Here is a 22,108-nt window from a genome sequence, read left to right as displayed (position 1 = left end):
GTCTCCCCTCCGGCCCCCGTTCTCCGGTGTCAGTCGTTCCGTACGGCCCTGATGATGACGTCGGTGACCGCGTCCGGGTCGGAGACCATCGACAGGTGCGGCGCCTTCACACTGACGGTGCGGGATCCGGCCCGTGCGGTCATGAATCGCTGCTCCGCCGGGGGAATGACCTGGTCCTCGGTGCCGATGAGGGCCCAGGAGGGGATCTTCTTCCAGGCGGGCTTCCCGGAGGGCTCGTCGAGTGTGCTCGCCGCGAGGGGCCGCTGTCCGGCCGCCAGCACCGCGGCCTTGTTGCGCGGGACACCACCGGCGAAGATCTGCGGGAACAGGTTCTGCTTCACGTACAGATCCGCGTCGCCGTCGCTGCCCGGGATCGGCACGGTGTCGAAGACGGTGCTGGGATCGGGAACGGCCAGCGCCGACCCCGGCTCGGCCGCGCTCAGCTCGCCCGCCGTCTCCCCCTCGGCCGGGATGAAGGCGTCGATGAAGACCAGGGACTTGATGTTCTTGATGCCCGTCGCGGCGTTGGAGATGACAAACCCGCCGTAGGAGTGGCCCGCCAGCACCACAGGGCCCGTGAGCGTCTCCAGGTACGCCCGCAGGTTGGCGGAGTCCGTGGCGACTCCCCGCAGTGTGTTGGGCGGAGCCTTGACGGTGAAACCCCGGTCCTGGAGACGTTCGGTGACGGCGGCCCAGCTGGAGGCGTCCGCCCACGCTCCGTGGACCAGGACGATCGTGGGCGTACGGCCGTGCGAAGGACCGGCGGACTCGGCGTTGCCGGTGGTCGCGGAACCGAGGGTCAGAGTGACCGCGGCGGCCGCCGCCAGCACGCTGAGGGTGACTTTTCGCTTTGCCTTCATGGGCGATTTCTCTTTTCGTGAAGTCCGACTACCGAATGTCCCCGCCCGCGATCGACGGCGTCAGATTACGTTCGCCCTCCGGAAAGCAGCCCGCCCGGCTGGGGAGTTCACCCAAGTTCAGTCGAACGGCCGCGCGAGTGAGCCCCGGACCGTCTTCCGGTCCGGGGCTCACTCGCGGGCACGCCGGTGCCGGTCGCGGTGTCAGGCGCGGTAGCGCTCCGCGGGAACGTCCCGCGACATGATGGGGGCGACGGCGTCCCGCGCCTCTTCGTAGGCGTTCCACGCCGCGACGTCGACCAGGGACGGGATCGTGACGTCCTCCCCCGCGTCGAGTCCGGACAGCGCGGCGTCCACGGCGTCCTCGGGCGTCATGACATTCGAGGCGGGGAAGTTGGACAGTTCGACGCCGGATCCGTCCCAGAAACCGGTGGACATCGCGCCGGGCACGACCACCTGCACCCGGACGCCCGTACCGGACAGCTCCTGCTGGAGCGCCTGGCTGAAGGTCAGCACATAACTCTTGGTGGCGCTGTAGACCGAGCTGACCGGCTGGATCCAGAACGCCATGGCGGACGAGATGTTCACGATCGTCCCCTGTCCGCGCCGCGTCATGCCGCTCAGCGCGGCCAACGCCAGGCGGGTGGTGGCGGTGACGTTGAGGGCCACCTGCTGGTTGATCGCGTTCACGTCGAAGCCCGGGCTGGGCGCGAACGTGGCCGCCCCCGCCGCGTTGACCAGCAGGTCGAGGGACTCGTCGGTACGCAGCCCCTCCTCGACCTTCGCGAGCTGGGCCTCGTCGCCCAGATCGGCGACCAGGGTCCGCACCTCCACCTCGCTGTGCTCGGCGATGTCCGCGGCCACGTTCTTGATCTTGCCTTCGTTACGGCCCACCAGCACCAGGTCGTACCCCCGCTCGGCGAGCCTTCGGGCGTAGGCCTCACCGAACGGGGAGGAGGCTCCGGTGATGACAGCGGTCTTGGAGGCGTTTCCGGACATGATCGATTCCCATCTGGCGGTGTCGCATGGTCGATGTGGTTTGATTTCCCAACCGCAAGCCGATGATCGAACGCTAGCACGCCATGGTCCGACTTTCAAACCACATTCGAGGTAGAGTGCGCTCATGCCCGTGATACGCATCGACCCGACCACCCTCGCCGGCCGCCCGTGCAGCCTCGCCTCCGCGCTCGAACTCGTGGGAGACCGCTGGTCGCTGCTCGCGGTGCGCGAGGTGTCCTTCGGCAACCACCGGTTCAGCCAGATCGCACGGAACACCGGAGCGCCGCGCGACCGCCTCTCGGCGCGGCTCAAGGCCCTGGTCGAGGGAGGCGTCCTCGAACGGAGGGCCGATCCCGAGGGCTCCCGTTACGAGGGGTACTACCTCACCGAGGCCGGCGAGGATCTCGGCCCGGCCGTCCTGATGCTGATGTCGTGGGGCGCCAAGTGGACCGTGACCTCACCGCCGATGCGCCAGACGCACGAGGACCACCCGCTGGCCCTCACCGCGACCTGCGCGACCTGCGGCCGCCTGGGCGGCGCCGACGAGATCACCCACGAGATGGCCGTACCCCACTGGAACCTCGCCGGACCCGAGAAGTAGCGGATCCCGCGACCGGGCGCCATGAACGAACGCGGCGACCTCGGCGGTCACGGGAACGTCCGTCCCATGACCGCCGAGGTAGCCGTCGCCCCCTGCGCCGATTACTCCGCGCGGGAGCGCCGGGGTGTCGCGGTCAGCTGATCTTCTGGAGTGTGACGTCGTCGACCGTCTGCCACGTACTCACGCCGGACGGGCCGTAGTACCCGGCGTACACGGACAGTTGGGTCGCCGTCCCGGGCTTCACCGTGAGGACGTAACGGTTCCAGCCGGGGCTGGTTCCGTGGCTGATCTCGTTGACCACGGTGCCCGTGGTCGTCTTCGCTCCGAGCCAGGCGTGGTCGATGTTCCCGGAGTTCTTCACCCAGACCGTGAGCCGGTACGTGGCGCCGGCGGTGACGTTGACGGTCTGCTTGACGCCGCCCCAGTCCGTCGTGCCGCTGGAGGAGATCCAGGCGTTGTCCTGACCGGTGTGCGCCTTGCCCTGGGCGACGTCCAGGCCGTACGGCAGGCTGCCGTCGCCCGCCCAGGGGGTGCTGGTCGCCGTGATGGCCGTCTGCTGCTCGAAGCCGCCGTCGGTCACGGCGTTCGCGCCCGCCGCCGGCGCGTTCTGCGCCTCGACCGCCCCGATGTCGGTGCCGAGACCCACACTGCTGTTGTTGCCGTAGATGTCGGTGGTGGCCGTCGCCGCCGTGCCGTTGTCCTTGGCCGGACTTGTCGGACCGGGCCGGTAGTCGCCGCCCGTGGTGTCGGTGAACTGGGGATCGGCCGCCATGTCACCGACGCCCGGGGAGTAGCCGAGCGCGCCGTACACGAGGTTGTGATGGTGCGGCCAGTTGTGGTCGTAGAGGACCACACCCGACGTCAGGTAGAAGATGTTGTTGGTGAGGGAGAGCCAGGCGTCGGCCGCCGGAGGGCCCTCTTCCCGGTAGAAGTAGATCGCGAACTGCGTCTGGTTGTCGCCCCGGGCCCGTACCACCGTGTTGTGGTCGACCGTGTATCCGGACGGGGTGGTGGTGGTGTCGAAGGCCACGAACTGCTGGTAGTCGTCGCTGATGTTGTACAGCAGGCTGACGTCGGAGCTGTGGGTCTCGGTCACCTCCAGGAAGCCCTGCGACCCCGAGGAGAAGTTGTGGTCGATCGTGATGTTGTTCTTGTCGTGGTCGAAGCCCTCGATCTCGACCGCGCCGCCGTCCGCTCCGTACGGGCTGTCGGTGGAACGGCAGTTGACGAACTGGTTGTGACTGACCTGGGCGTCGCTGTTGTTGATCGAGACACCGACGGCTCCGTAGGAGGTCTCGGTGCCGGAGTCGACGCCCCTGAAGGCGATCTTCAGGTCGTGGAACGAGTTGTGATCGATCCGCGTGCTGGTGGCGTAGGTCTTCACCCCGATGCCGACCTGGGTGAACTCGTTGTCGTGGATGTGCGCCGACGTGGCCGGGTCGGTGACCGCGACCGCGCCGCTGAGCCTGTACTTGGGGCCGGTGATGCCCTGGCCGTCCGCGTTGTCGAACACCACGCCGTCCGCGAACCGCAGCTGGCTGACGTCGATGTGCGTACCCGCCAGCTGGAGCATGTTCCAGCCCGTCGGGTTCGACAGGGTCGGCGCGGCCCCGCTGCCGAACGCGGTGACGGCGATGGGGGCGGCGGCGGTGCCGGAGCCGTTCACGGTCGCGCTGCCGGTGAACGTCTGGCCCCGGCGCAGGGCGACCACGTCACCGGGTGCCAGTGAGGCGGTGGTGACCCGGCTCAGTGTTTTCCACGCGGTCGCGGTGGTGGTGCCCGCCGCGGTGTCATTTCCGGACTGCGCGTCCAGGTAGTAGACCTTCCCGGTGCCCACCGGGGTGGGGCTGCCCGAGGTCTGGAGCCGGGCGCCGGTTGTCGGGGGCGGTACGGCCGCCGCCAGGGACGGGGCCGGGACGGCCTTACGGGGAGTGGAGGTGGTGTCGGCGTGGGCCGGGACGGTCGCCGAGAAGGTGGCGAGAACGGCAACGACGAGACCTGCCGCGGTGTTCCGCAGGTGGCGTATACGGCGTGGTGCGTCGGCTCTGACGTGCACGCGATGCTCCTATCGGCTGGACCTTGGTGTCTGAATGGCCTGAGCTGCTGCCTGAGTTGCGTGTTGGGCGGCCTCGACCAGGCCGGTTCCGCGGGCGAGACGGGCCGCCGTGACGCCGGCGAACATGTCGCCCGCTCCCGTGGTGTCGACTGCTGTGAGCCTCGGTGCGGGAAGGTGGGTCGTACGCCCGTTCTCCACGACGAGGGAACCGTCGGAGCCGAGGGTGATGATGACCGAAACACACTGCTTCGCAAGGATCTTCGCGGCGTCCGACGGTGTGTCGGTGGACGTCAGGAAGTGTGCTTCGGTGAGATTTACCACGAGGGGGTCCGCCGCGGCAAGGACCGCTTCGGGCAGGGCCGCACTGGGGCTGGCGTTGAGCATCAGCCGTGCGCCGTGGGTGAGCGCCCACCGTGCCGTGGCCCCGGTGGCCGCGAGCGGGATCTCCTGCTGGGTGAGAACGACCTGGGGTACGAGGACGTCGAGGGCCCGGGTGACGTCGTCCGGCAGCAACAGGTGATTCGCCTCGGGCAGTACGGTGATGCTGTTCTCCCCGTCGTGCGTCACCGTGATCAGGGCGTGGCCGCTGGGCCCTTCCACGGCGAGGAACTGGGACGTGTCGACGCCGCGCCGTACCAGCTCGGCCTCCAGCACCCGCCCCGCTTCGTCGGATCCGCGGCGGCCGACGAACGACGTCGTGGTCACCGTCGCCGCCGCGGCGGCCTGGTTGAGGCCCTTTCCACCGGGATGCTGGAAGTAGCCCGTGCCGAGGACGGTTTCGCCCGGGGCGGGGCGGCGGGGGGTGTGGGCGACGAGGTCGAGATTCGCGGATCCGACGACGGCTACGCGGGTCAATTCTTGCTCCCAGTGGTGGCGACCGATGCGACGAAGTAGCGCTGGAGACCGAGCAGGATCGCCGCGGGAATGACCGCCAGCACCGCTGTCTCGGCGAAGACACGGCCGTAGTCCGTACTGAACGCGGCGAAGGTCTTGGCGATGGCGACGGGCGCCACGTCATTGCCGTCGCTGGTGGTGACGAGGATGGGCCACAGATAGGCCTGCCACTGGAAGAGGAACAGGATGAGACCCGTGCCGATGAGCGCCGGGCGGGTCAGGGGGAGGTAGATCCTGAGGAAGATACGGGGCCACCCGGCACCGTCCACGCGGGCGGCCTCGGCCAGCTCCGACGGGATGCCCAGGAAGAACTGACGGAGTGTGAAGATCGCCAGTCCGTTGCCGAGTCCGGGCAGGATCAGGGCGGGCATGTTGTTCGTGAGGCCCCAGTCGCTGAACGTGTGCGCCAGGGGGATGGCGATGGCCTCGAAGGGGACGAGGAAGCTCAGGACGACCATGCCGAAGACGATCTTCCGGCCCGGGAAGTCGACCACGGCCAGCGCGAAGGCGGCCATCGCCGAGATCACGATGCCGAGGAGGACGGTCACCGCCGCGACGACCACACTGTTGGCGAGGTTGCGCAGGAAACCGTTGTCGATCGCCGAGTGAAGGTTCTCCAGGGTCCAGTGGGCCGGCCACAGCATGTGCCAGTTCATGGACGAGCTGTTGGCGAAAGTCTCCGTGGAGCTGCGGAACGTACTGGCGATGAGCCACAGGACCGGCAGCAGGAAGGCGAGGGCCACGACGAGGGCGGCGGCGGTCAGGACCACACGGCCGGTACGGCTGCGCTTCTGGGCCACATAGGCGCCGGGGTTCGGAGGCGGGGTGCGGTTCATGATCAGCTCTCCTCGGCGCTGCGCAGCAGCCGGAACTGGACCGCGACGATGACGATCATCAGGACGAGCAGGACGAGGAGTTCCGCCGCGGCGGTGTGCGGGTCGGACAGCTCGAAGCTGTTGTGGAAGATGTCGTACATCAGGAAGTTCGACTTTCCTTGCGGTCCCCCGTCGGTCAGGATCTGCATGGGCGCGAACAGGACGAAGTTCGAGACGGTGTCGGCGACCAGGACGAACAGCAGGGGCCGGCGGAGCAGGGGAAGCGTCACCGACCAGAAGCGGCGCAGGGGCCCCGCTCCGTCGATCGCGGCCGCTTCGTAGTACACGGCCGGGATGTCGTTGAGCCCGGCGATGAGGAAGATCATCCAGTATCCGACGCCGATCCAGCTGGCGATGAGGATGATGCTCCCGAGGACCTGTCCCTGTCCGGTGAGGAAGGGCTGCTGGTGGATGCCGACGGAGGTGAGGGCCGCGTTGACCGGGCCGTCCGGGCGCAGTGCGATGCCCCACACCACCGCGGAGCCGGTCATCGGGACCGCGGCGGGCAGGAAGACCAGGGTGCGCCAGATGCCGGTGGCGGGGAGGTTCTGGGTGAGGAGCACCGCGAGGGCCAGCGCCAGCGCGATCTGGAGCGGGTTCACGATGACGTTGAAGACCAGCGTCTGCTGCACCGAGGACCAGAAGGCGTGGGACGAGAACAGGGCGGTGAAGTTGTCCAGCCCCACGTAGCGCGGCGGCAGTGTGCTGCCGGGCAGACTCGTGTGGGTGGCGTCGTTCACGGCCTGGACGACCGGGATCAGCCGGAGCACGACGATGAGCGCGAGCGCGGGGGTCAGGAAGATCGCCGCCGCGCTGAGGTTGCCCACGAATCTGCGCCGCTGGAGTGTGCCCTTGGGGAGTGGGGGCGGTTTCGCCCCGGTGCTCTCCGGGTGGTGTGTTGTCAGTGTCATTGCGGGTTGTCCCTCTCGCCGGCCGGGGCTCCATCGGCTCGCCCCGGCCGGTCGGCTCGCATGGGTCAGCGGTACTTCGCCCACGCCTGGTTGATCGTGCTGGTGGCCGACGACAGCGCGCTCTTCGCGGAGGCGCCGTTACTGATGTCGTCGAAGGTCTTGGACAGCGTGTCCTCGAACTCGACATAGCCGGTGGTCCTGGCACGCAGGGTGGCGGTGTTGGCCAGTTCGTACTTGGTCAGGTCCACGGCGCCCGCCATGCGGGGGTCCTTGAAGATCTTCTCGTCGTAGAAGCTCGCCGTACCGGCCGTGTTGGACGGCGGCACCGCCAGGCTCGGCATGTACTGGGCGAAGCCGCCCTTGTCGAGGCCCATGAACTTCATGAAGATCTCGGAGGCGACCGCCTTCTTGCTGGCGGGGTTCAGCCCGAGGGACCAGCCGCCGGTGGGGGTGACCGCCTTGCCGCCCTTGAAGTACGGGTAGGCGGTGACGCCGAAGTCCAGCTTGGAGTTCGCGGCGAACTTGGGGCCCCACCACGGCCCGCCCGGGAAGAACGCGACCTGGCCGGAGGCGAAGAGGTCGGGGGTCTGTGCCACCGGGACGCCGCGCGGGGAGATCTTGTCCTTGAACAGCGACCCGTACCAGTCCATCGACTTTTCCCAGCCCGCGGTCTGGAGCGCGGGGGTCAGGTTCTTGTCACCACCGGCACCCGAGCCGCCGCCGAGGCTCTCGGCCAGGGGCTGCAACTGGTAGTAGCGGTTCACCTGGTCGAAGACCAGTCCGTACTTGGCACCGGCCTGCTGGGTCTTCTTGGCGTCGGCGGTGACCGCCTCCCAGGTCAGGCGGTCGTCGGGCTTCGCCGAGGGGAAGGCGACACCGGCCTTCTTGAGCAGCGCCTTGTTGTAGTAGAGGAGCTGGCTCGACGTCTGGTACGGCATCGTGACGAGCTTTCCGTCACTGGTCGCGGCGTCCAGGGACGCCTTGTCGACCTGTCCCGCCAGGTCGGGGAACGCCTTCGACAGGTCGGTGAGCCAGCCGCGTGCCTGGTACGCGTCGGTACGGGGCATGTCGACGTCGTACACGTCGAGCGTCGCGTCCTTGCGGCTCAGGCGGGTGCTCAGGACACTGTTGAACTGGTCGAACGGAACCGCCTGGTAGTTGACGGTGATGTTCGGGTGTTCCTGGTGGAAGGCCGCGAGGACCGGCTTGATGTCGTCGGCCGCGTACGCGGCACCGGCGTAGTTGATGGTGACCGGCGTGGCCGGGTCCTTGAGCCCGGTGGCAGCGGTGAGACCCGCGGGCTGCTGGGCGCCGCCGGAGGAATCACCGCCGGATCCGCAGCCGGTGATCAGCAGGGACACGGCGATCGCGCCGCCGACGAGTGAGGTGGTCGCCCGGACGGGGCGGGTAAGGACGGGGAACTTCATGACGGTCCTCTCTGACGGTCATGGGGATTGCGGTCAATCGCCGGCGGGAGTACCGGTGAGGCGATCGAGGAAGAGGCGGCCGAAGCCAGGCACGTCGGTGTCGACGGCGACCGAGGCGTTGGGGGGTCCGAGGGGTGGGGCGAGGGCGAGTCCGCGGTCGGCCACGACCAGGCCCCGGGCCAGCTCGCTGGTGGTGTCGGTGACGACGTGCGCGTCGGCCCACGTACAGAGGGACGGGTCGAGGAACGCCGCCACCACGAGGGGGTCGTGCAGGAAGCACGCGTCCCGGTGCTCCTCCCGCAGCGGGAAGGCCCTGGAGAGGAAGTCGATCCAGGCCAGCGCGCACTCCCCCGCCCAGCGGCCGAAGGAGTCCCCGCGGGACAGGACCGCCGCGTCGTCGCGGGTGAGCCGTACGCGCGAGGTCTGGTCGATGCCCACCATACGCAGCGGGGCACCGCTGGCCAGGACGATCGCGAGGGCCTCGGGGTCGACGTAGGCGTTGAAGTCACCGACGACGGTGATGTTCTGGGCGTACCCGGTGGCGGAGCCCGCCATCATGATGATGTCCGCCACATTCCGGGCGAATCCGGGGTCGAGGCGCAGCGCCAGCGCGAGGTTGGTCATGGGGCCGATGGCGACGACCGAGATCTCGCCGGGGTACGTGGCCGCCAGCTCCACCAGGTATTCGGCGGCCGTGACGTCGGTCGTCGGTCCGATCCGGTCCTCCGCCGCCGTCCGGACGGGATGGTCCCCGACCACGTCGTCGAACAGCGCCCGGACGGGAGCCATGTCGCGCAGCAGCGGACGGTCGGCGCCGCGCAGGACCGGCAGGTCAGGGTGGCCCAGGCGCTCGACGAGACGCCTCGCGACGTCGACTCCCGTGTCGACGTCGACGTTGCCGTTGACGACGGTCAGCGCCTCGACGGTCAGTTCCGGCGAGCGCAGGGCCAGCGCGATGGCCAGGCCGTCGTCGATGTCGGACCCGGGTTCGCCCAGGCCGGGGTCGGTGTCGATCACGATCCTGCGGGTGGCGGTCATGCGAGCACTTCCTGTTCGAAGGCGGCACGGACGGCTTCGGTCCGTGCGGCGAGTTCGGTGACGGTGATCCGGTCGAAGCCCTGGACGGCGCTGCGGACCACTCCGCCGGTCGGCTCCACCAGCCGGGCGGGGACGGCGTCGGGCCCGTGCAGGGCGCCGAACACACTGCCGACGGTGGCCGCGGTCGAGTCGGTGTCACGGCCGGCGCCGACAGCGAGGGCCACCGTACGGACGAAGTCGCCCTCGCCCCACAACAATGCCGCGGCGATGATGGCGGCGTTGTTGACGGTGTGCACCCAGTTGTAGTGGCCCAGCTCCTGGTCGATCCAGTCCTGCGCCGCCTGGGCGGTGGCACCCTGCTCGAACAGGCGCAGCACCCCGGCCTGGCTCGCGTGGAGCCGGGAGCGCGGGGGGACGACGGTGAGGGCGGCCCGCAGGGCGTCGGCCGGCTCGGTGGAGACCAGGGCCTCGGCGACCAGGGCGGCCGACCACATCGCGCCGTAGATCCCGTTGGCGGTGTGCGACAGGACCGCGTCGGTCAGCGCCATCCTCGCCGCGGCACGTGGGTCGCCCGGCTGGACGTAACCGTAGATGTCGGTACGGATCAGCGCACCGATCCATTCACGGTACGGGTTGTCGTGCGTGGCCGTCTCCGGCGTCCGGAGGCCGTGGATGAGGTTGCGGTACGCCGCGCGCTCGGCCGTGAACGTCTGGGTGAAGGGGATGCGGTCGAGCCACTCGTGGCCGATGTCCTCCGTCGTGAGGCCGCGCCCGTACGTCTCCAGCAGGTGCAGGCCGAGGATCGTCCAGTCCAGGTCGTCGTCGCGGGGGACGGCGTCGAAGCGGCCGGCCGCGGCGAAGGGGGCCGATTCGTGCAGGTGGCTGACCCCGGCGGGCAGCTCGTCCAGCAAGGGTATGAAGCCGGTCTGCGGCCATTGGCCGGTGGCCCGCAGGTAGATGCCGACCTCGTCCCGGGTCAGTCCCTCGACGGGCTTGCCCATCGTGTTGGCCACACACCGTCCCAGCCAGGCACCTGCCAGGCGGGTGGGCAGTTCTCCCCCGGCGACGGGCCGCGCGGGCCCCGTCGGCGGGGCGAGGGCCGCCCATATCTCCTCGGCGTCGGACGGTTCGTCGAAGTCCCAGCCCGGGGAGCGCCGCAGTGCGGCGAGTGCCTCCGCTGTGGAGGCGAGTTCCGCGAGGTCGTCGGCCGCGGCGGCCCGGCGGGCCGCGTCCAGCAGCTCTCCGGCCGCGTACCCCGAGGACAGAAGCTGTTCGGCTTCGTCGGGGACGAGATCGCGTGGGTCGAGTACGTCGTGCACGAGCGGTGAGCTCCTCAGGCAGATTCGCGATGAACAAGGTGGTGCTGGACCAGAACCCGGCGGGGCGTCTGGGACGGAGCGTCTATGCGGGCGAGCAGCAGCTCTCCCGCCACCCGCCCGATCTCCTGGGCCGGCACCCGTACGGTGGTCAGGGACGGGCTGACGAGGCTGGCCGCGTCGATGTCGTCCACGCCCAGTACGGCGACGTCGCCGGGGACCGACAGGCCGAGCGCGCGGGCCGCGTCGAGCGCGCCGATGGCCATGAGGTCGTTGGCGCAGAACACCGCCGTGGGCCGTCGCTCCAGGTCCATCAGCTGGTGCATCGCCTTGGCCCCGGACTCCCGCGTCCAGTCCCCCACCGCCTCGGCCGCCCGCAACGGCCGCAGGCCGTGGTCGCGCAGGGCCTGCCGGTAGCCGTCGAGGCGCGCGGATCCGGGGGCGACCCGGACGGGCCCGGAGATGATGCCCAGGGTGCGGTGGCCCTGACCGTGCAGGTAGGCGACGGCGTCGGTGGCGATCCTCTCGTCGTCGGAGGACACCACGTCGGTCGACGTACCGTGCCGGGGTGAGCCGACGGTCACCACCCGGGCGCCCGAGGCGAGCAGAGGTTCGAGCAGCCGGTCCGGTACGTCGACGGCGGCCACGACCACTCCGTCGACGCGGCGCTGGACGGCCTCGTTGAGGAAGGCCTCGATCGGTGGGGTGCCGGCGCCGACGTCGGCCAGCAGGACGACGTAGTCACGCCCGCCGACCGCTTGCTGGAGCCCCCGGGCGAGGGCGGGGTAGAACGGGTTGGTCAGGTCCTGGACGACCAGGGCGACGGTCTGGCTGCGGCGTCCTGACAGGCCGAGTGCGAAGAAGTTCTGCTGGAACCCCATCTCCTCGACCGCCCGTGTGACCTTGCGGCGTGTGGCCTCGGAGACGGGGCGCCGGCCGGACAGCACGTGCGAGACGGTCGTCTTGCTCACCCCGGCGCGGGCGGCGACGTCGGAGATGGTCGCGGGCCCCTTCGCGGGCCCTTTTGATCTCTCGCCCTCCAAACCGGTTTGCGTGGGGATCCCCGCAGGCGCACCGCCCGTCTCCTTCATCTGTGCTCCTTCGATGCAAACCGGTTTGCGTACGAGAGCAACAGTCATCCAGATCCGGCCAGGAAGTCAAGAGGTGTGCTGTCTGAAATTCGACAACCGCGCTCATCTCGCCTCGTCGAGGCGGCCGGATTGACGGCGCCGGTACGACATCAGTGTGCCGGGACCGGGCCGCGCGACGGTGCCGCCGGTGCCTTCGGTGTGCGGCGGAGTGGCGGGCGGTGTGCCACCGGACACGTGAGAGACACCGACGGGCGCGGACGTGAGACACCGTGCCACGTTCGGCCCGTGTGCGGGGTCGGGTCGGAACTGTCGGCGTCGGCGAACACGGCCGGTTCGGCGAACCGGCCGGCGGCCCGCCCCCGCGGGGCGGGCCCCACCCCCCGCCAGGCGCGCGTCCGACGTGGCGCCCTGTTCCCCGTACGCCTCCACCCGCGCCCGCTGCCGCTCGCTCACCAGGGGTCCCGCCTGGGTCCGGCGATCGAGGGACGGCCCGACGCGCAGGGCCCGCGCGAACGCCGCCACGGCCTCCTCGTACCGGCCGTGCGGTGGGAGCACGCGACCGGCGAGGGACCGGCCGCAGTCGCCAAGAGAAGCGCGAGCGCGAGCCGGTCCCGGCTGCCATGGTTCCCGGACGTCTCCTCGCTCCCGCCCCCGCCCCCGGGTCCGGGTCCGGGTCCGTCCAGGAGTCCGGCGAACCGCCGCAGGACCGCCGCCCGTTCGCGCGGCCGCCGGTGGGCCCATCCGCCGGGAGCGTCGAAGGCCGTACGCGCGGCGGCGACGGAGGAGTCCACATCGGCGGTGTCGGCGTCGGGCGCCGGCCCGATCACTCGGCCCGAGTGGGCCGACAGGACCGGGGTGGTCTCCTTCGAGTGAGGCGTCGCCCCTCGCCCGCCGATGAACAGTTCGCGCCGGCGGGTGTCCGAGAAGGTGGCGCGGCTCATGCCGTTCCCCTTCCTTCGGTGTCATGGTTCGTGAAGGCTCACCTCTTTCACGGTCACCCCCGGCAGTCATCATGACCAGCGATTTCTCGTGATGGGGATCAGCACGGCGTGTGATAATCGAGGTATGGAGCTACGCCACCTCGAATACTTCCTCGCGGTCGCCGACACCGGCAGCTTCACCCGGGCCGCGCGGGCCCTGCACGTGGTCCAGTCGGGGGTGTCGGCGACCGTCAAGGCGCTGGAGCGGGAGCTGGGCTCCGCCCTGTTCGTCCGGAGTTCCAACGCCGTCACACTGACCGCCGCGGGACGGGCCTTCCTGCCCCGCGCCCGGGACACACTCAGCGCCGCGAGCGCGGCCAAGGACGCCGTGCACCGGACCCGGGGCACACTTCAGGGCGAGGTGACGGTCGGCACACTGACCTCGATCGACGTCACCAACCTCCCGGAGCTGCTGAGCGTCTTCCGGGACAGGCACCCCGCGGTCACCGTACGGCTCAGGGCGGCGTCGGCCGGATCGGCCGGACTGGCACAGCAGTTGCGCGACGGGCAGCTCGACGTGGCCTTCCTGTCCCTGCCCGGGCCGGCCCCGGCCGGCCTGGACACCCGGCTGCTGGCCACAGCGCCTCTCTTCCTGTACGTGCCCCGCACCCATCCCCTCGCCGGGACGGGCCGGGTGTCGCTGGCGCAGCTGGGCGAGTTCCCCTTCGTCGACTCCCCGCAGGGTTTCGGCAACCGCGTTCTGGTCGACCGGGCGTTCGCCGCCGCGGGGGTCGAGCGGGAAGTGACCCTGGAGGTCGCCGACATCGGCACCGCCGTGCACTACATCCGCGCGGGGCTCGGGATCGGATTCCTCAGCCGCTTCCTCGTCGGCGACCACGCGGGCCTGGACGTCCTGGAGGTCGCCGACCACGAACTGCGCTGGCAACTCACCGTCGCCACCGCCGCGAACCGGCGTCCCGGCGCCACGACGGAGGCGTTCCTGGACCTGCTCAGGGAGCGCAATCCGGCACCGCGCGAACTCACGGGCCGATAGGGCCGCCGCGCGCCTGCGCCCGTCGGACTCCGGTCGGACTCCTTGACGTTCCAGCGAACCGGGTCTCAGAATGAGCGCGCTTGACAACGTTGTCGAAGCCTCGTGCCCAGGAGGTGCATGCGCGTGACACATCAACCGGCCGAACTGAACAGGCGCCGTTTCGCCCAACTCGCCGGCCTGACCGCCGCATTGACCGCGGTGCCGCTTTCCCTCGCCGAGGCCGGGCCCGCCATGGCGTCCGGTCACCACAGAAAGAAGTCCTACGCCGCGCCGCCGGACGAGGTCGCCGCCGCGTACCACAAGGCACTGCTCACGCACACCCGCTGGTCGGAGACGCAGTGGGACGCGGCCAAGGGCTACTACACCGCCAAGGACTTCGGGTTCGCGGTGGTCCTCGGACATGCCCTCCTGCTCACCCGGGGTACCTACGACGCCGCGGAGGCGGGCGTCGACAAGGAGACCCTGCGCTCGCGCACCCTCGCCACGATCACGCACTTCGCCGCGTCGAACCGCCTGACCGGCGGCTCCGAATGGGGTCGCACCCTGTTCTTCGACACCACGTTCCAGCTGTACTTCGTGCTCGCCGCGCGGCTCCTGTGGGACCAGCTGGACGACACGACCCGTAGCAACATCGACACCATCGTCCGCGCCCAGGCCGCCTACACCACCGCGCTCGGCTCGGCCAACGACCCGGCCTCGGGCGGCTGGACGCCCAACGGCCTGACCGGCGGCCACGTGGGTGACACCAAGCTGGAGGAGATGGGCGTCTACGCCCAGTCCCTCGCGCCGGGTCTCGCCTGGGCCTCCGACGACACGCGGTACAAGGCCTGGAGCGACGCCTTCGGCCGGTGGAGCCGCAACGAGGCGGGCCTGCCCGCCGCCGACCGCGCCAACCCCGCCCTGGTGGACGGTGTCGCGGTCAGCGCGAACACGGCGCAGAACCTGTACGACACGTTCATCGTCGAGAACCACAACTCCTTCGGACCGCACTACCAGGAGGAGTTGTGGCGTACGTCGGGGCGTAACGCGGCCCACTTCATCGCCGCCGGGCGTCCCCTGCCCCAGGTCCTCACCGCGCAGCCCAACGCGGGGCCGCTCTGGGACACCCTGCTCACCGTCATGAGCGACGCGGGCGAACCGCTGATGCCCATGGTCAACGACCGCGAGCACCTGTACGGGCGTGACGTCATCCCGATCGCCTTCCTGGCCCAGGTGTTGGGGGACCGGGCCGCTGCCCGCTCCGAGGCGGCGCTCGCGGAGCGCCTGGCCGCGTACCAGGCGTACGCGCCGGCCTACCGGCTCACCAAGTTCTCCGGCGAACCCAAGTACGAGCCGGAGGCCCGCGCCGAGGTCGCCATCAGCTATCTGCTGCACGAGTGGCGGGCCGCGCACGGCACGGCGGTCCGTCCCCTCACCGACGCCGAGTTGTTCGCGCGGGCGAGCGGCGTGAAGGACTTCGGCGCGGGCCCCGGGCTGGTGGCACACCAGTCCCCCGCCGCCTGGGCCGCGGCGGTCAGCAAGCAGGGCTTCCTCAAGTTCTGCTGGCAGCCGGCGCACGACGACTGGCTGTTCTCGCTGAGCGGCACCACGCCCATGTTCCTGCCGTCGGTGGCGGGCGGTACGACCACCCGTTCCGTCTCCGCGTACCGCAAGGTCCGGGACGGATTCGACGGCAGCGCCTCGGTGTTCACCCTGGGCACCGGCTTCGCCGGATTCAGCACCCTGCCCACCGGTGACGTCGTCTACGCGTCCAGCGGGGTCGCGGCGGGCGAGGGACACATCGAGGTGTGGAACCTGACGATGCCGGGCGTCGCCGGTCTGGACGGCAGCCGTACGTACACAACCGCCGAGGGCAGCGTCAGCGTCGCGGCCAAGGACGCGGGCACCGCGCCGCCGTCCACGACCGGGCGTACCGACGACCTCACCTTCGCCCGGGCGTCGTACCGTCACGTACGGGTCCAGGGCATCAGCCCCGATCCCCGGTACGGGTACTCGCTGTTCGCGGTCGAGATACGCGACGGCGCCGCCGGCACCGACCTCGCGCGGAGCGGCACGGCCACGGCCTCCTCCGCCGACCCCGGCAAGGGCGCGCCCCTCGCCGTCGACGGCGATCTCGCCACCCGCTGGGCGGTGTCGCTCGCCGACCGGCCGAAGGCGGACAGCTGGCTCGCGGTCGACCTGGGCGCGGAGCGGAGCTTCGACCGCGTCACCCTGCGCTGGGAGGCGGCGGCCGGGCGGGGTTACGTGATCCAGGGCTCGGCGGACGGGAAGGCGTGGACCGATCTCGTCCGGTATCCGCGTCCGAACCTCACCAGCGACGGCGGCTGGGTCGATGTCGACGGCCGCGCCGGGTTTGTCGTCCGGGGTGCGAAGAACCCCCTCACCGTCTCCGACGACATCCTCGTCCTGTCCGACGGGCCGGCCGGACCTGTCGTGATCGAGGGGTACGTGGGGAAGACCGCGGCCGACGTGAAGGCCGCCGCCGCCCGCCCTGCTCCGGTCGCCGCCAGTACGGCGGTGAAGGCGAGCGTCGCAGGAGGACACCTGAGCCTCTTCAACCTGTCCGCCGCCGCGGTCAAGACCACCGTGTCCGTGGCGCAGGACACGCGGACGGTCCACCTGTACGCGGGGATCCAGACCGTCACGGCGACCGGCACCGACCATGTCGCCCAGCTCGCCGCCGCGTCCGCCGTGATCGCACCCGCCCGGTTCACCCTGCGGCCGGGCAGCGGCACACGCGTCCCGGTGGGCGTGCGCGCCGAGGTGGTCGACGCGGCAACGGTCACGTTCTCGGGGCCGTCCTGCCAGCTTGTCCTGACCGCCACGAGCGGCCAGGTCGTCCATGTCACCGTACGGAGCGGGCGTACCGAGCGGGTGTCGGTGGCGGGCGTCATCGCCTATCCGCTCAACGACCTCGCGCTCGGGCGGATCACGTTCCCCACGGCCCCGCTGCCGTCCGGCATGTCCGATCCGGCGGCCGCGGTGGACGGTGACACGCACACCGCCTGGAACCCGGGCGCGGCGGGCCGGATGGTGGTGGACCTGGGCGCCGTGATCCCGGTCGGTGAGGTACGGGTGGCCTGGACGAGCGGCCGCGTCCCGGCCTCCAAGGTCGAGTTCAGCACGGACGGGCTGACCTACACACCGGCGGGAACCCTGCGGGTCAGGAGCCGTACCGGCACACTGGCCACCTCGGCCGGCGCGCGCTATGTGGCGTTCGCCGTCCAAGGACGGGGGGCGAACGACGCGCGGGTGGTCTCGGTGTCGGTGCTCGGTTCGTGAACCACTGAGGAACCGCTGAGGAACCACTGAGGCGTACGGCCCCGGGGTGGGCCCTCCCCGCGAACGGGAGGGCCCACCCCGGTCTCACCTCGCGGCCCGTGTCCCGTGGACGGTCACTCGCCCAGGAGGACGGTCGGGTCGCCGGAGAACCACGCGCTGTCGATGGTGAGGCGCCTGATGCGCCAGATCTCGCCGTCGCGTACCAGGTCGGCGTCGTAACGGTTCATCATCAGCGCCTGCCGGGTGCGGTCCGGCCTGGGCCCGTCGCCGGGCGGGAAGTGCTGGGCCATCGCGCAGGCCCGGGCGTGCGCGGTGTCGCCGTCGACCGTCGTACGGATGTTGCTGACCACGTGGCTGGTGTCCAGGGGGCCCACCGCGGGGATCAGCACCCCCACCACGGTCTCGCGCGGCGCCAGCACGGGGAAGTCCAGGCCGATCTTGCCCGTGGCGGGCGTCAGGTCGACCGTGGCGTCCTCGGTCAGCGAGGACGTGAGCAGTTCGGCGTCGTTGAGGTCAAGTCCCGCCGTGTAGCGGTGCAGTGTGTCCGCGACGGCGGCGCGGTCGGCGAGAAGCTGAAGCGTGGTGTCGGTCATTCCGTGGCCTCCGAGGGCGGGATGTTGTGGTTGAGGCGGAACAGGTTGCGGGGGTCGTACCGGCGCTTGACCTCGCGCAGGCGGCGGTAGGCGGCCTCGTCGTACGAGGCACGCACGTCCGGTACGGAGCTGTGGTGCGCGGCGATGAAGTTGAGGTAGCGGCCGCCGGTCGACCAGGGGCGCACCTGGGCCAGCAGCGCGTCGGCGTAGGCGTCCTGCGCCGCGAGATCGCCGGGCATGCCGATGGCCACGATCCACAGGGCGTAGCGCGCGTTGCGGTTGCCGACGGCGTTGTCCGCCGGGCGGGCGAACGCGCCGCCGAGGTGGCGCAGTTCGACGAACTGCACCGGGCAGTCCGCGCCGGGTCCTGCCGCCGCCAGGATCGCGTCGAGGGCGCCGGGCGTCAGCGCCGACAGCAGGGTGGTGTACTCCGAGAACGGAGCGGGATCGACCGGGTCGGAGTGGATCTGGGCGAAGTCCTCGTAGGGGATGAGGCCGACGGTGTCGAGGAGGAGCGGGGCCGCCGCGCGCAGCGGCGCGAGCAGCCGCTCTCCGTCCTCTTCGCCGCCCAGGTAGGAGATCCGGACGTGGAGGGTGAACTTCCCGGCCAGCAGCTCGGGGATCCCCGGCAGCGGAGGCAGCCGCAGCAGGGCGATCGAGGAGCTGAGGGCGTCGGGGGCGGTGGCGGTGAGGTCCGCGTAGGCGCGCAGGACCGCTTCCGTGTCGTCCCCGGAGAAGAACAGGCCGCCGGCCCACAGGTGGGTGACGGGGAACAGGGCGAACTCCATGGCCGTGACGACGCCGAAGTTGCTCTTGCCGCCGCGCAGGGCCCAGAAGAGGTCGGGTTCCGTGGTGGCGTCCACGTGCCGCGGGGCGCCGTCCGCCGTGACGACGTCGATCGAGGTGACGTGGTCGCTCGCCCAGCCGTAGGTACGGCCCATCGTCGGGCTGAGGCCGCCGCCGAGCGTGTAGCCGACGACCCCGACGAGCGGGGAGGAGCCGTTGAGCGGGGCGAGCCCGTGGGGGGCGGCCGCGTCGACCACCTGCCGCCAGAGGGCTCCCGCCTCGACCCGTACCGTACGGGCCTCCGGGTCGACGCTCACCCGGGCCATCCGCCCGGTGGTGATGAGGACGGCCCCGTCGGCCGGGACGATCGCCTGGTGCCCGGTGGCCAGGACGGCGGCGGGCAGGCCGTGTGCCGCCGCGAAGCGGACGGCGGCCTGGACGTCGGCGCTGTCCACCGCGCCCACCACCACGGCGGGACGGTGGGTCACGGCAAGGTTGTAGGGCGCGCACTCCTCGGCGAACCCGTCGTCCTCCGGCCCCAGGACGGGGCCGGTGACCTGGGTGACCAGGAGGTCGCGCTTCGATGAACTCAGCATGGGGCCATACGACAGGAGGCCTGTCGACGTGGTGTCGACGAACCGCCGACGGACGGTCGATCGGGTCGATCGAAGCCGTCACCGGTCCCGGACGGCGCCTCGCACGGTGACACCCTGCCCTTGCGGACCGCCGCGCCGGTAGGTGTGCCGGTGCCGGTCCACACGCTCCGGTACGCGCACCGGCGCCGCGTCCAGGAGGGCGGCGGCCTGGTCCCGTACCGCCCGTACGTCCGAGGGGTCGGCGGACCCGTCGGCCAGATAGTGGCGCAGCAGGCGTCGTAGCGCCTGCCCGAGCCGCGCGCGGCCCAGGCCGTCCAGGGCCTGGCGGCGGGCGAAGGCCTTGACAAGGCCGAGGTAGTGGTAGCCGCCGGGCCCTGTCTCCACCACGTGCAGGTCCACCAGCGCCTCCATCAGCGCCTTCGCCCGGTCGACGGGCAGGTCGAGCAGGGCCGCGGCGGCGGCCGGGGAGAGCTGCCGGCAGTCGGGGAAGGCCGCGAGGTGGAAGGCGGCCCGCCGGCGGGTGTCCATGTGCGCCTCGGCGTCCCGGAAGGGCCGGTCGACGATCGCGCAGTCCTCGTGCATGACCACCGGCCGGCGCAGGTCGTCCTCCAGCTGGGCGAGGATCTCGTCGATCGTCCAGGACGGCCGGGCGGCGAGCCGGGCCGCCGCCACCTCGACGGACAGCGGGTGGTACGAGCAGGCGGCGACCAGCCGCTCGGACGCCTCGCGCTCGGCGTACACCCTGCCGCGCCCGGAGATCGTGGCCAGCAGCTCCAGCGCGTCGTGCGGCGGCAGGACCCCGAGCCGGTGCCAGTGGACGCCCGGCAGGTCGATGATCCGGCGGCGGGCCGTCACCAGGACGGCGCATCCGGGCGAGGCGGGCAGGAGCGGGCGGACCTGCCCGGCCGCGTCGGCGCTGTCCAGGACCACCAGGAGTCTGCGGCCCGAGACGGCTGTACGCCACTGGGCGGCCCGTTCTCCGAGCGTGGCCGCCGGCTGCTCGACGCCGAGGGCGCGCAAGAACCGGCCCAGTACGTCGGCCGGTTCGGCGGGGGTGTCGTCCCCTCCGAGGTCGGCGTAGAACTGGCCGTCGGGGAACCGGTCCCGCAGCAGGTGCGCGACCCGGACGGCGAGGGTGGTCCTGCCCGTGCCGCCGAGGCCGGTGATGCCGGCGACCGGCGGCCCGGACGTGTCGTGGAGCGCCGCCGTCAGTTCGGCGATCTCCGCCGCGCGGCCGGTGAACGCCGAGAGGTCCGGGGGCAGTTGGGACGGGACCGGCGGCCGCGCGGCACGCCGTACGTCCAGTGCCGGATCGGTGTGCAGGATACGGCTGTGCAGCCGGTCGAGGCCGGCACCGGGATCGACGCCCAGCTCCTCCCGCAGGACCTTCCGGGCGTCTCGGTACGCGGCCAGGGCGTCGGCGCGGCGTCCTGAGCGGTACAGGGACAGCATCAGTTGCTCGTGCAGGCGCTCGCGCAGCGGGTGCGCCGCGACGGCGGTACGGAGTTCGGCCGTCAGGCCCGGCCGCTCGCCGAGTTCGAGTTCGGCGGCGTGCAACTCCTCCAGTGCGGCGAGCCGCAGCTCCTCCAGCCGGTCGCGCTCCGATTCGAAGAAGATCCCCCGTACCCCGGCCAGCGCCTGTCCGTGCCAGGCTCCGAGGGCCTGCCGCAGACAGCGGGCCGCGCCCCCCGGATCGCCGCGGCGGCCGGCCTCGTACGCCTGGTCCGTCAGCCGCAGGAAGCCGTTCACGTCAAGCGTGGCGTCCCGCAGTCCCAGGACGTATCCGTTGCTGGTCGACTCGATCACCGCCCCGGCGCCGAGGAGCGGGCGCAGGCGGTAGACGTACGTACGAACGGTCCCCCGGCCGCCGCGCGGTGTCCGCTCCCCCCACAGGACGTCGAGCGCCGTGTCCGTCTCGACCAGGCGCCCCTCGTGCAGGAGGAGGAGGGCCAGCAGGGCTCGCTGCTGCGGAGTGCCGAGGCCGATCTCCTCGTCGTCCCGCCAGGCCCGTACCGGGCCGAGAAGCTCGAAGCGCATCATCAGGTCATTGTCCGCCGCTCCGGACGTTACGGACGATCTGTCTCCCGGAGCCCGGTGCGGCCGGTGCGGCCGGTGCGGCCGGTGCGGCCGGAGGGGTCGCACCGGACGTCGGAGTCGTACCGGCCGGTGGGGTGGACGGCCGGCGGGCCACGGCATGGGCCGACGCGCGGGCCCATGCGGTGGCCGACAGGAGGCCGAGGAGGAGGACCCCGGCCCCGTAACCGGCGTTGAGCCACCATCCGGTCCGGATGCCGTCGGTGCCCACGCCGCCGCTGCCGCCGCTACCGGCGAGAACGGCGCCCGCGACGGCGACGCCGAGGGTCGCCCCGATCTGGCGGCTGGTGGAGCTGATGCCGGTGGCGACGCCGATCCGCTCGCGCGGCATGCCCGCCACCGCCGCCTGCGAGATCGGGGCGCCGACGGCCGCGTTGCCGATTCCCATGACCGTGTAGGCGAGCAGCAGCCACCGGACGGGGGTGGTGGTGTCGACGACGGACAGCATGACACCGGTGGCGCCGATGCCGGTTCCGGCGATGGCCAGCGGGATGCGGGGCCCTCGTACGGCCAGGATGCGTCCGCCGACCGGGCCGAAGACGATGCTGACCGCCGCGAGCGGGAGGACGAGGAGTCCGGAGGTGAAGGCGTGGAAGCGGGCGCCGATCGTGGGCAGTGCCACGTTCACGCCGGTCATGTCGATCCCGACGAGGAGGACGCTGGCACAGCACAGGGCCAGCAGCAGGTTCTTGCGCAGGGGAGTCAGAGGGGTGGTCAT

The 22,108-nt window shown here is 71.2% G+C and carries 19 protein-coding genes; 3 read left to right on the top strand and 16 right to left on the bottom strand.

What is annotated here, in order from left to right; all coding sequences use genetic code 11:
• Positions 1–29: 29 nt before the first annotated feature.
• Both OG349_RS31780 and OG349_RS31775 read right to left on the bottom strand, forming a co-directional pair.
• A complete protein-coding gene (locus OG349_RS31780) occupies positions 30–860 on the bottom strand; it encodes an alpha/beta fold hydrolase (RefSeq protein WP_327237861.1) in 831 nt (276 codons plus the stop codon).
• Positions 861–1,061: 201 nt separating this feature from the next.
• Complete coding sequence (locus OG349_RS31775; RefSeq protein WP_327237860.1) at positions 1,062–1,856, bottom strand: SDR family NAD(P)-dependent oxidoreductase; 795 nt, start codon at positions 1,854–1,856, stop codon at positions 1,062–1,064.
• Between the two features lie 124 nt (positions 1,857–1,980).
• On the opposite strand from OG349_RS31775, the gene OG349_RS31770 reads away from it, so the two are divergent.
• Positions 1,981–2,457: a winged helix-turn-helix transcriptional regulator gene (locus OG349_RS31770; RefSeq protein WP_327237859.1), complete on the top strand. Its 477-nt coding sequence runs from the start codon at positions 1,981–1,983 to the stop codon at positions 2,455–2,457.
• A 133-nt stretch (positions 2,458–2,590) separates the two neighbouring features.
• On the opposite strand, the gene OG349_RS31765 is transcribed toward OG349_RS31770, so the two are convergent.
• The 10 genes from OG349_RS31765 to OG349_RS31720 all read right to left on the bottom strand — a co-directional run bounded on the left by OG349_RS31765 (position 2,591) and on the right by OG349_RS31720 (position 13,006).
• Positions 2,591–4,513: a hypothetical protein gene (locus tag OG349_RS31765; RefSeq protein WP_327237858.1), complete on the bottom strand. Its 1,923-nt coding sequence runs from the start codon at positions 4,511–4,513 to the stop codon at positions 2,591–2,593.
• Positions 4,514–4,522: 9 nt separating this feature from the next.
• Entirely contained in the window at positions 4,523–5,368 is an 846-nt protein-coding gene (locus tag OG349_RS31760; protein ID WP_327237857.1) for a ribokinase, read from the bottom strand.
• Positions 5,365–6,243: a carbohydrate ABC transporter permease gene (locus tag OG349_RS31755; RefSeq protein ID WP_327237856.1), complete on the bottom strand. Its 879-nt coding sequence runs from the start codon at positions 6,241–6,243 to the stop codon at positions 5,365–5,367. The genes OG349_RS31760 and OG349_RS31755 overlap by 4 nt, the downstream gene beginning before the upstream one ends.
• 2 nt (positions 6,244–6,245) lie before the next feature.
• A complete protein-coding gene (locus OG349_RS31750; RefSeq protein WP_327237855.1) occupies positions 6,246–7,193 on the bottom strand; it encodes a carbohydrate ABC transporter permease in 948 nt (315 codons plus the stop codon).
• A gap of 65 nt (positions 7,194–7,258) precedes the next feature.
• A complete protein-coding gene (locus OG349_RS31745) occupies positions 7,259–8,620 on the bottom strand; it encodes an ABC transporter substrate-binding protein (protein ID WP_327237853.1) in 1,362 nt (453 codons plus the stop codon).
• 33 nt (positions 8,621–8,653) lie between these two features.
• The gene (locus OG349_RS31740; protein ID WP_327237852.1) at positions 8,654–9,658 is read right to left on the bottom strand and encodes a nucleoside hydrolase; all 1,005 of its coding nucleotides are present in this window, start codon (positions 9,656–9,658) and stop codon (positions 8,654–8,656) included.
• Complete coding sequence (locus OG349_RS31735) at positions 9,655–10,977, bottom strand: ADP-ribosylglycohydrolase family protein (RefSeq protein WP_327237851.1); 1,323 nt, start codon at positions 10,975–10,977, stop codon at positions 9,655–9,657. Before OG349_RS31735 ends, OG349_RS31740 begins: the two co-directional genes overlap by 4 nt.
• Positions 10,978–10,991: 14 nt before the next feature.
• Positions 10,992–12,065, bottom strand: coding sequence for a LacI family DNA-binding transcriptional regulator (locus OG349_RS31730; RefSeq protein ID WP_327237850.1), 1,074 nt, complete (start codon positions 12,063–12,065; stop codon positions 10,992–10,994).
• A 102-nt stretch (positions 12,066–12,167) separates the two neighbouring features.
• A complete protein-coding gene (locus OG349_RS31725; protein ID WP_327237849.1) occupies positions 12,168–12,587 on the bottom strand; it encodes an aldehyde dehydrogenase family protein in 420 nt (139 codons plus the stop codon).
• The gene (locus OG349_RS31720) at positions 12,515–13,006 is read right to left on the bottom strand and encodes an aldehyde dehydrogenase family protein (protein ID WP_327237848.1); all 492 of its coding nucleotides are present in this window, start codon (positions 13,004–13,006) and stop codon (positions 12,515–12,517) included. Before OG349_RS31720 ends, OG349_RS31725 begins: the two co-directional genes overlap by 73 nt.
• 124 nt (positions 13,007–13,130) lie before the next feature.
• On the opposite strand from OG349_RS31720, the gene OG349_RS31715 reads away from it, so the two are divergent.
• Together OG349_RS31715 and OG349_RS31710 are read left to right on the top strand one after the other, a co-directional pair.
• Positions 13,131–14,039: a LysR family transcriptional regulator gene (locus OG349_RS31715; protein WP_327237847.1), complete on the top strand. Its 909-nt coding sequence runs from the start codon at positions 13,131–13,133 to the stop codon at positions 14,037–14,039.
• Positions 14,040–14,156: 117 nt separating this feature from the next.
• Positions 14,157–17,321 carry a discoidin domain-containing protein gene (locus OG349_RS31710; RefSeq protein ID WP_327237846.1) on the top strand — a complete coding sequence of 1,055 codons (3,165 nt, stop codon included), beginning with the start codon at positions 14,157–14,159 and terminating at the stop codon, positions 17,319–17,321.
• Between the two features lie 113 nt (positions 17,322–17,434).
• Here the strand turns inward: OG349_RS31710 and OG349_RS31705 are convergent, their stop codons facing one another.
• The 4 genes from OG349_RS31705 to OG349_RS31690 all read right to left on the bottom strand — a co-directional run bounded on the left by OG349_RS31705 (position 17,435) and on the right by OG349_RS31690 (position 22,108).
• Positions 17,435–17,914, bottom strand: coding sequence for a nuclear transport factor 2 family protein (locus OG349_RS31705; RefSeq protein WP_327237845.1), 480 nt, complete (start codon positions 17,912–17,914; stop codon positions 17,435–17,437).
• Positions 17,911–19,296, bottom strand: a complete 1,386-nt coding sequence (locus OG349_RS31700) for an FAD-binding oxidoreductase (protein ID WP_327237844.1) — start codon at positions 19,294–19,296, stop codon at positions 17,911–17,913. The genes OG349_RS31705 and OG349_RS31700 overlap by 4 nt, the downstream gene beginning before the upstream one ends.
• 78 nt (positions 19,297–19,374) lie before the next feature.
• Positions 19,375–21,336: an AfsR/SARP family transcriptional regulator gene (locus tag OG349_RS31695; RefSeq protein WP_327237843.1), complete on the bottom strand. Its 1,962-nt coding sequence runs from the start codon at positions 21,334–21,336 to the stop codon at positions 19,375–19,377.
• 4 nt (positions 21,337–21,340) lie between these two features.
• The gene (locus OG349_RS31690) at positions 21,341–22,108 is read right to left on the bottom strand and encodes an MFS transporter (RefSeq protein ID WP_327237842.1); all 768 of its coding nucleotides are present in this window, start codon (positions 22,106–22,108) and stop codon (positions 21,341–21,343) included.

Source organism: Streptomyces sp. NBC_01317, from assembly GCF_035961655.1.
In the GTDB taxonomy this organism is placed as follows: Bacteria; Actinomycetota; Actinomycetes; order Streptomycetales; family Streptomycetaceae; genus Streptomyces.
Note: the sequence above shows the minus strand (reverse complement) of the source record. Positions and strands in the feature narration are given on the sequence as shown.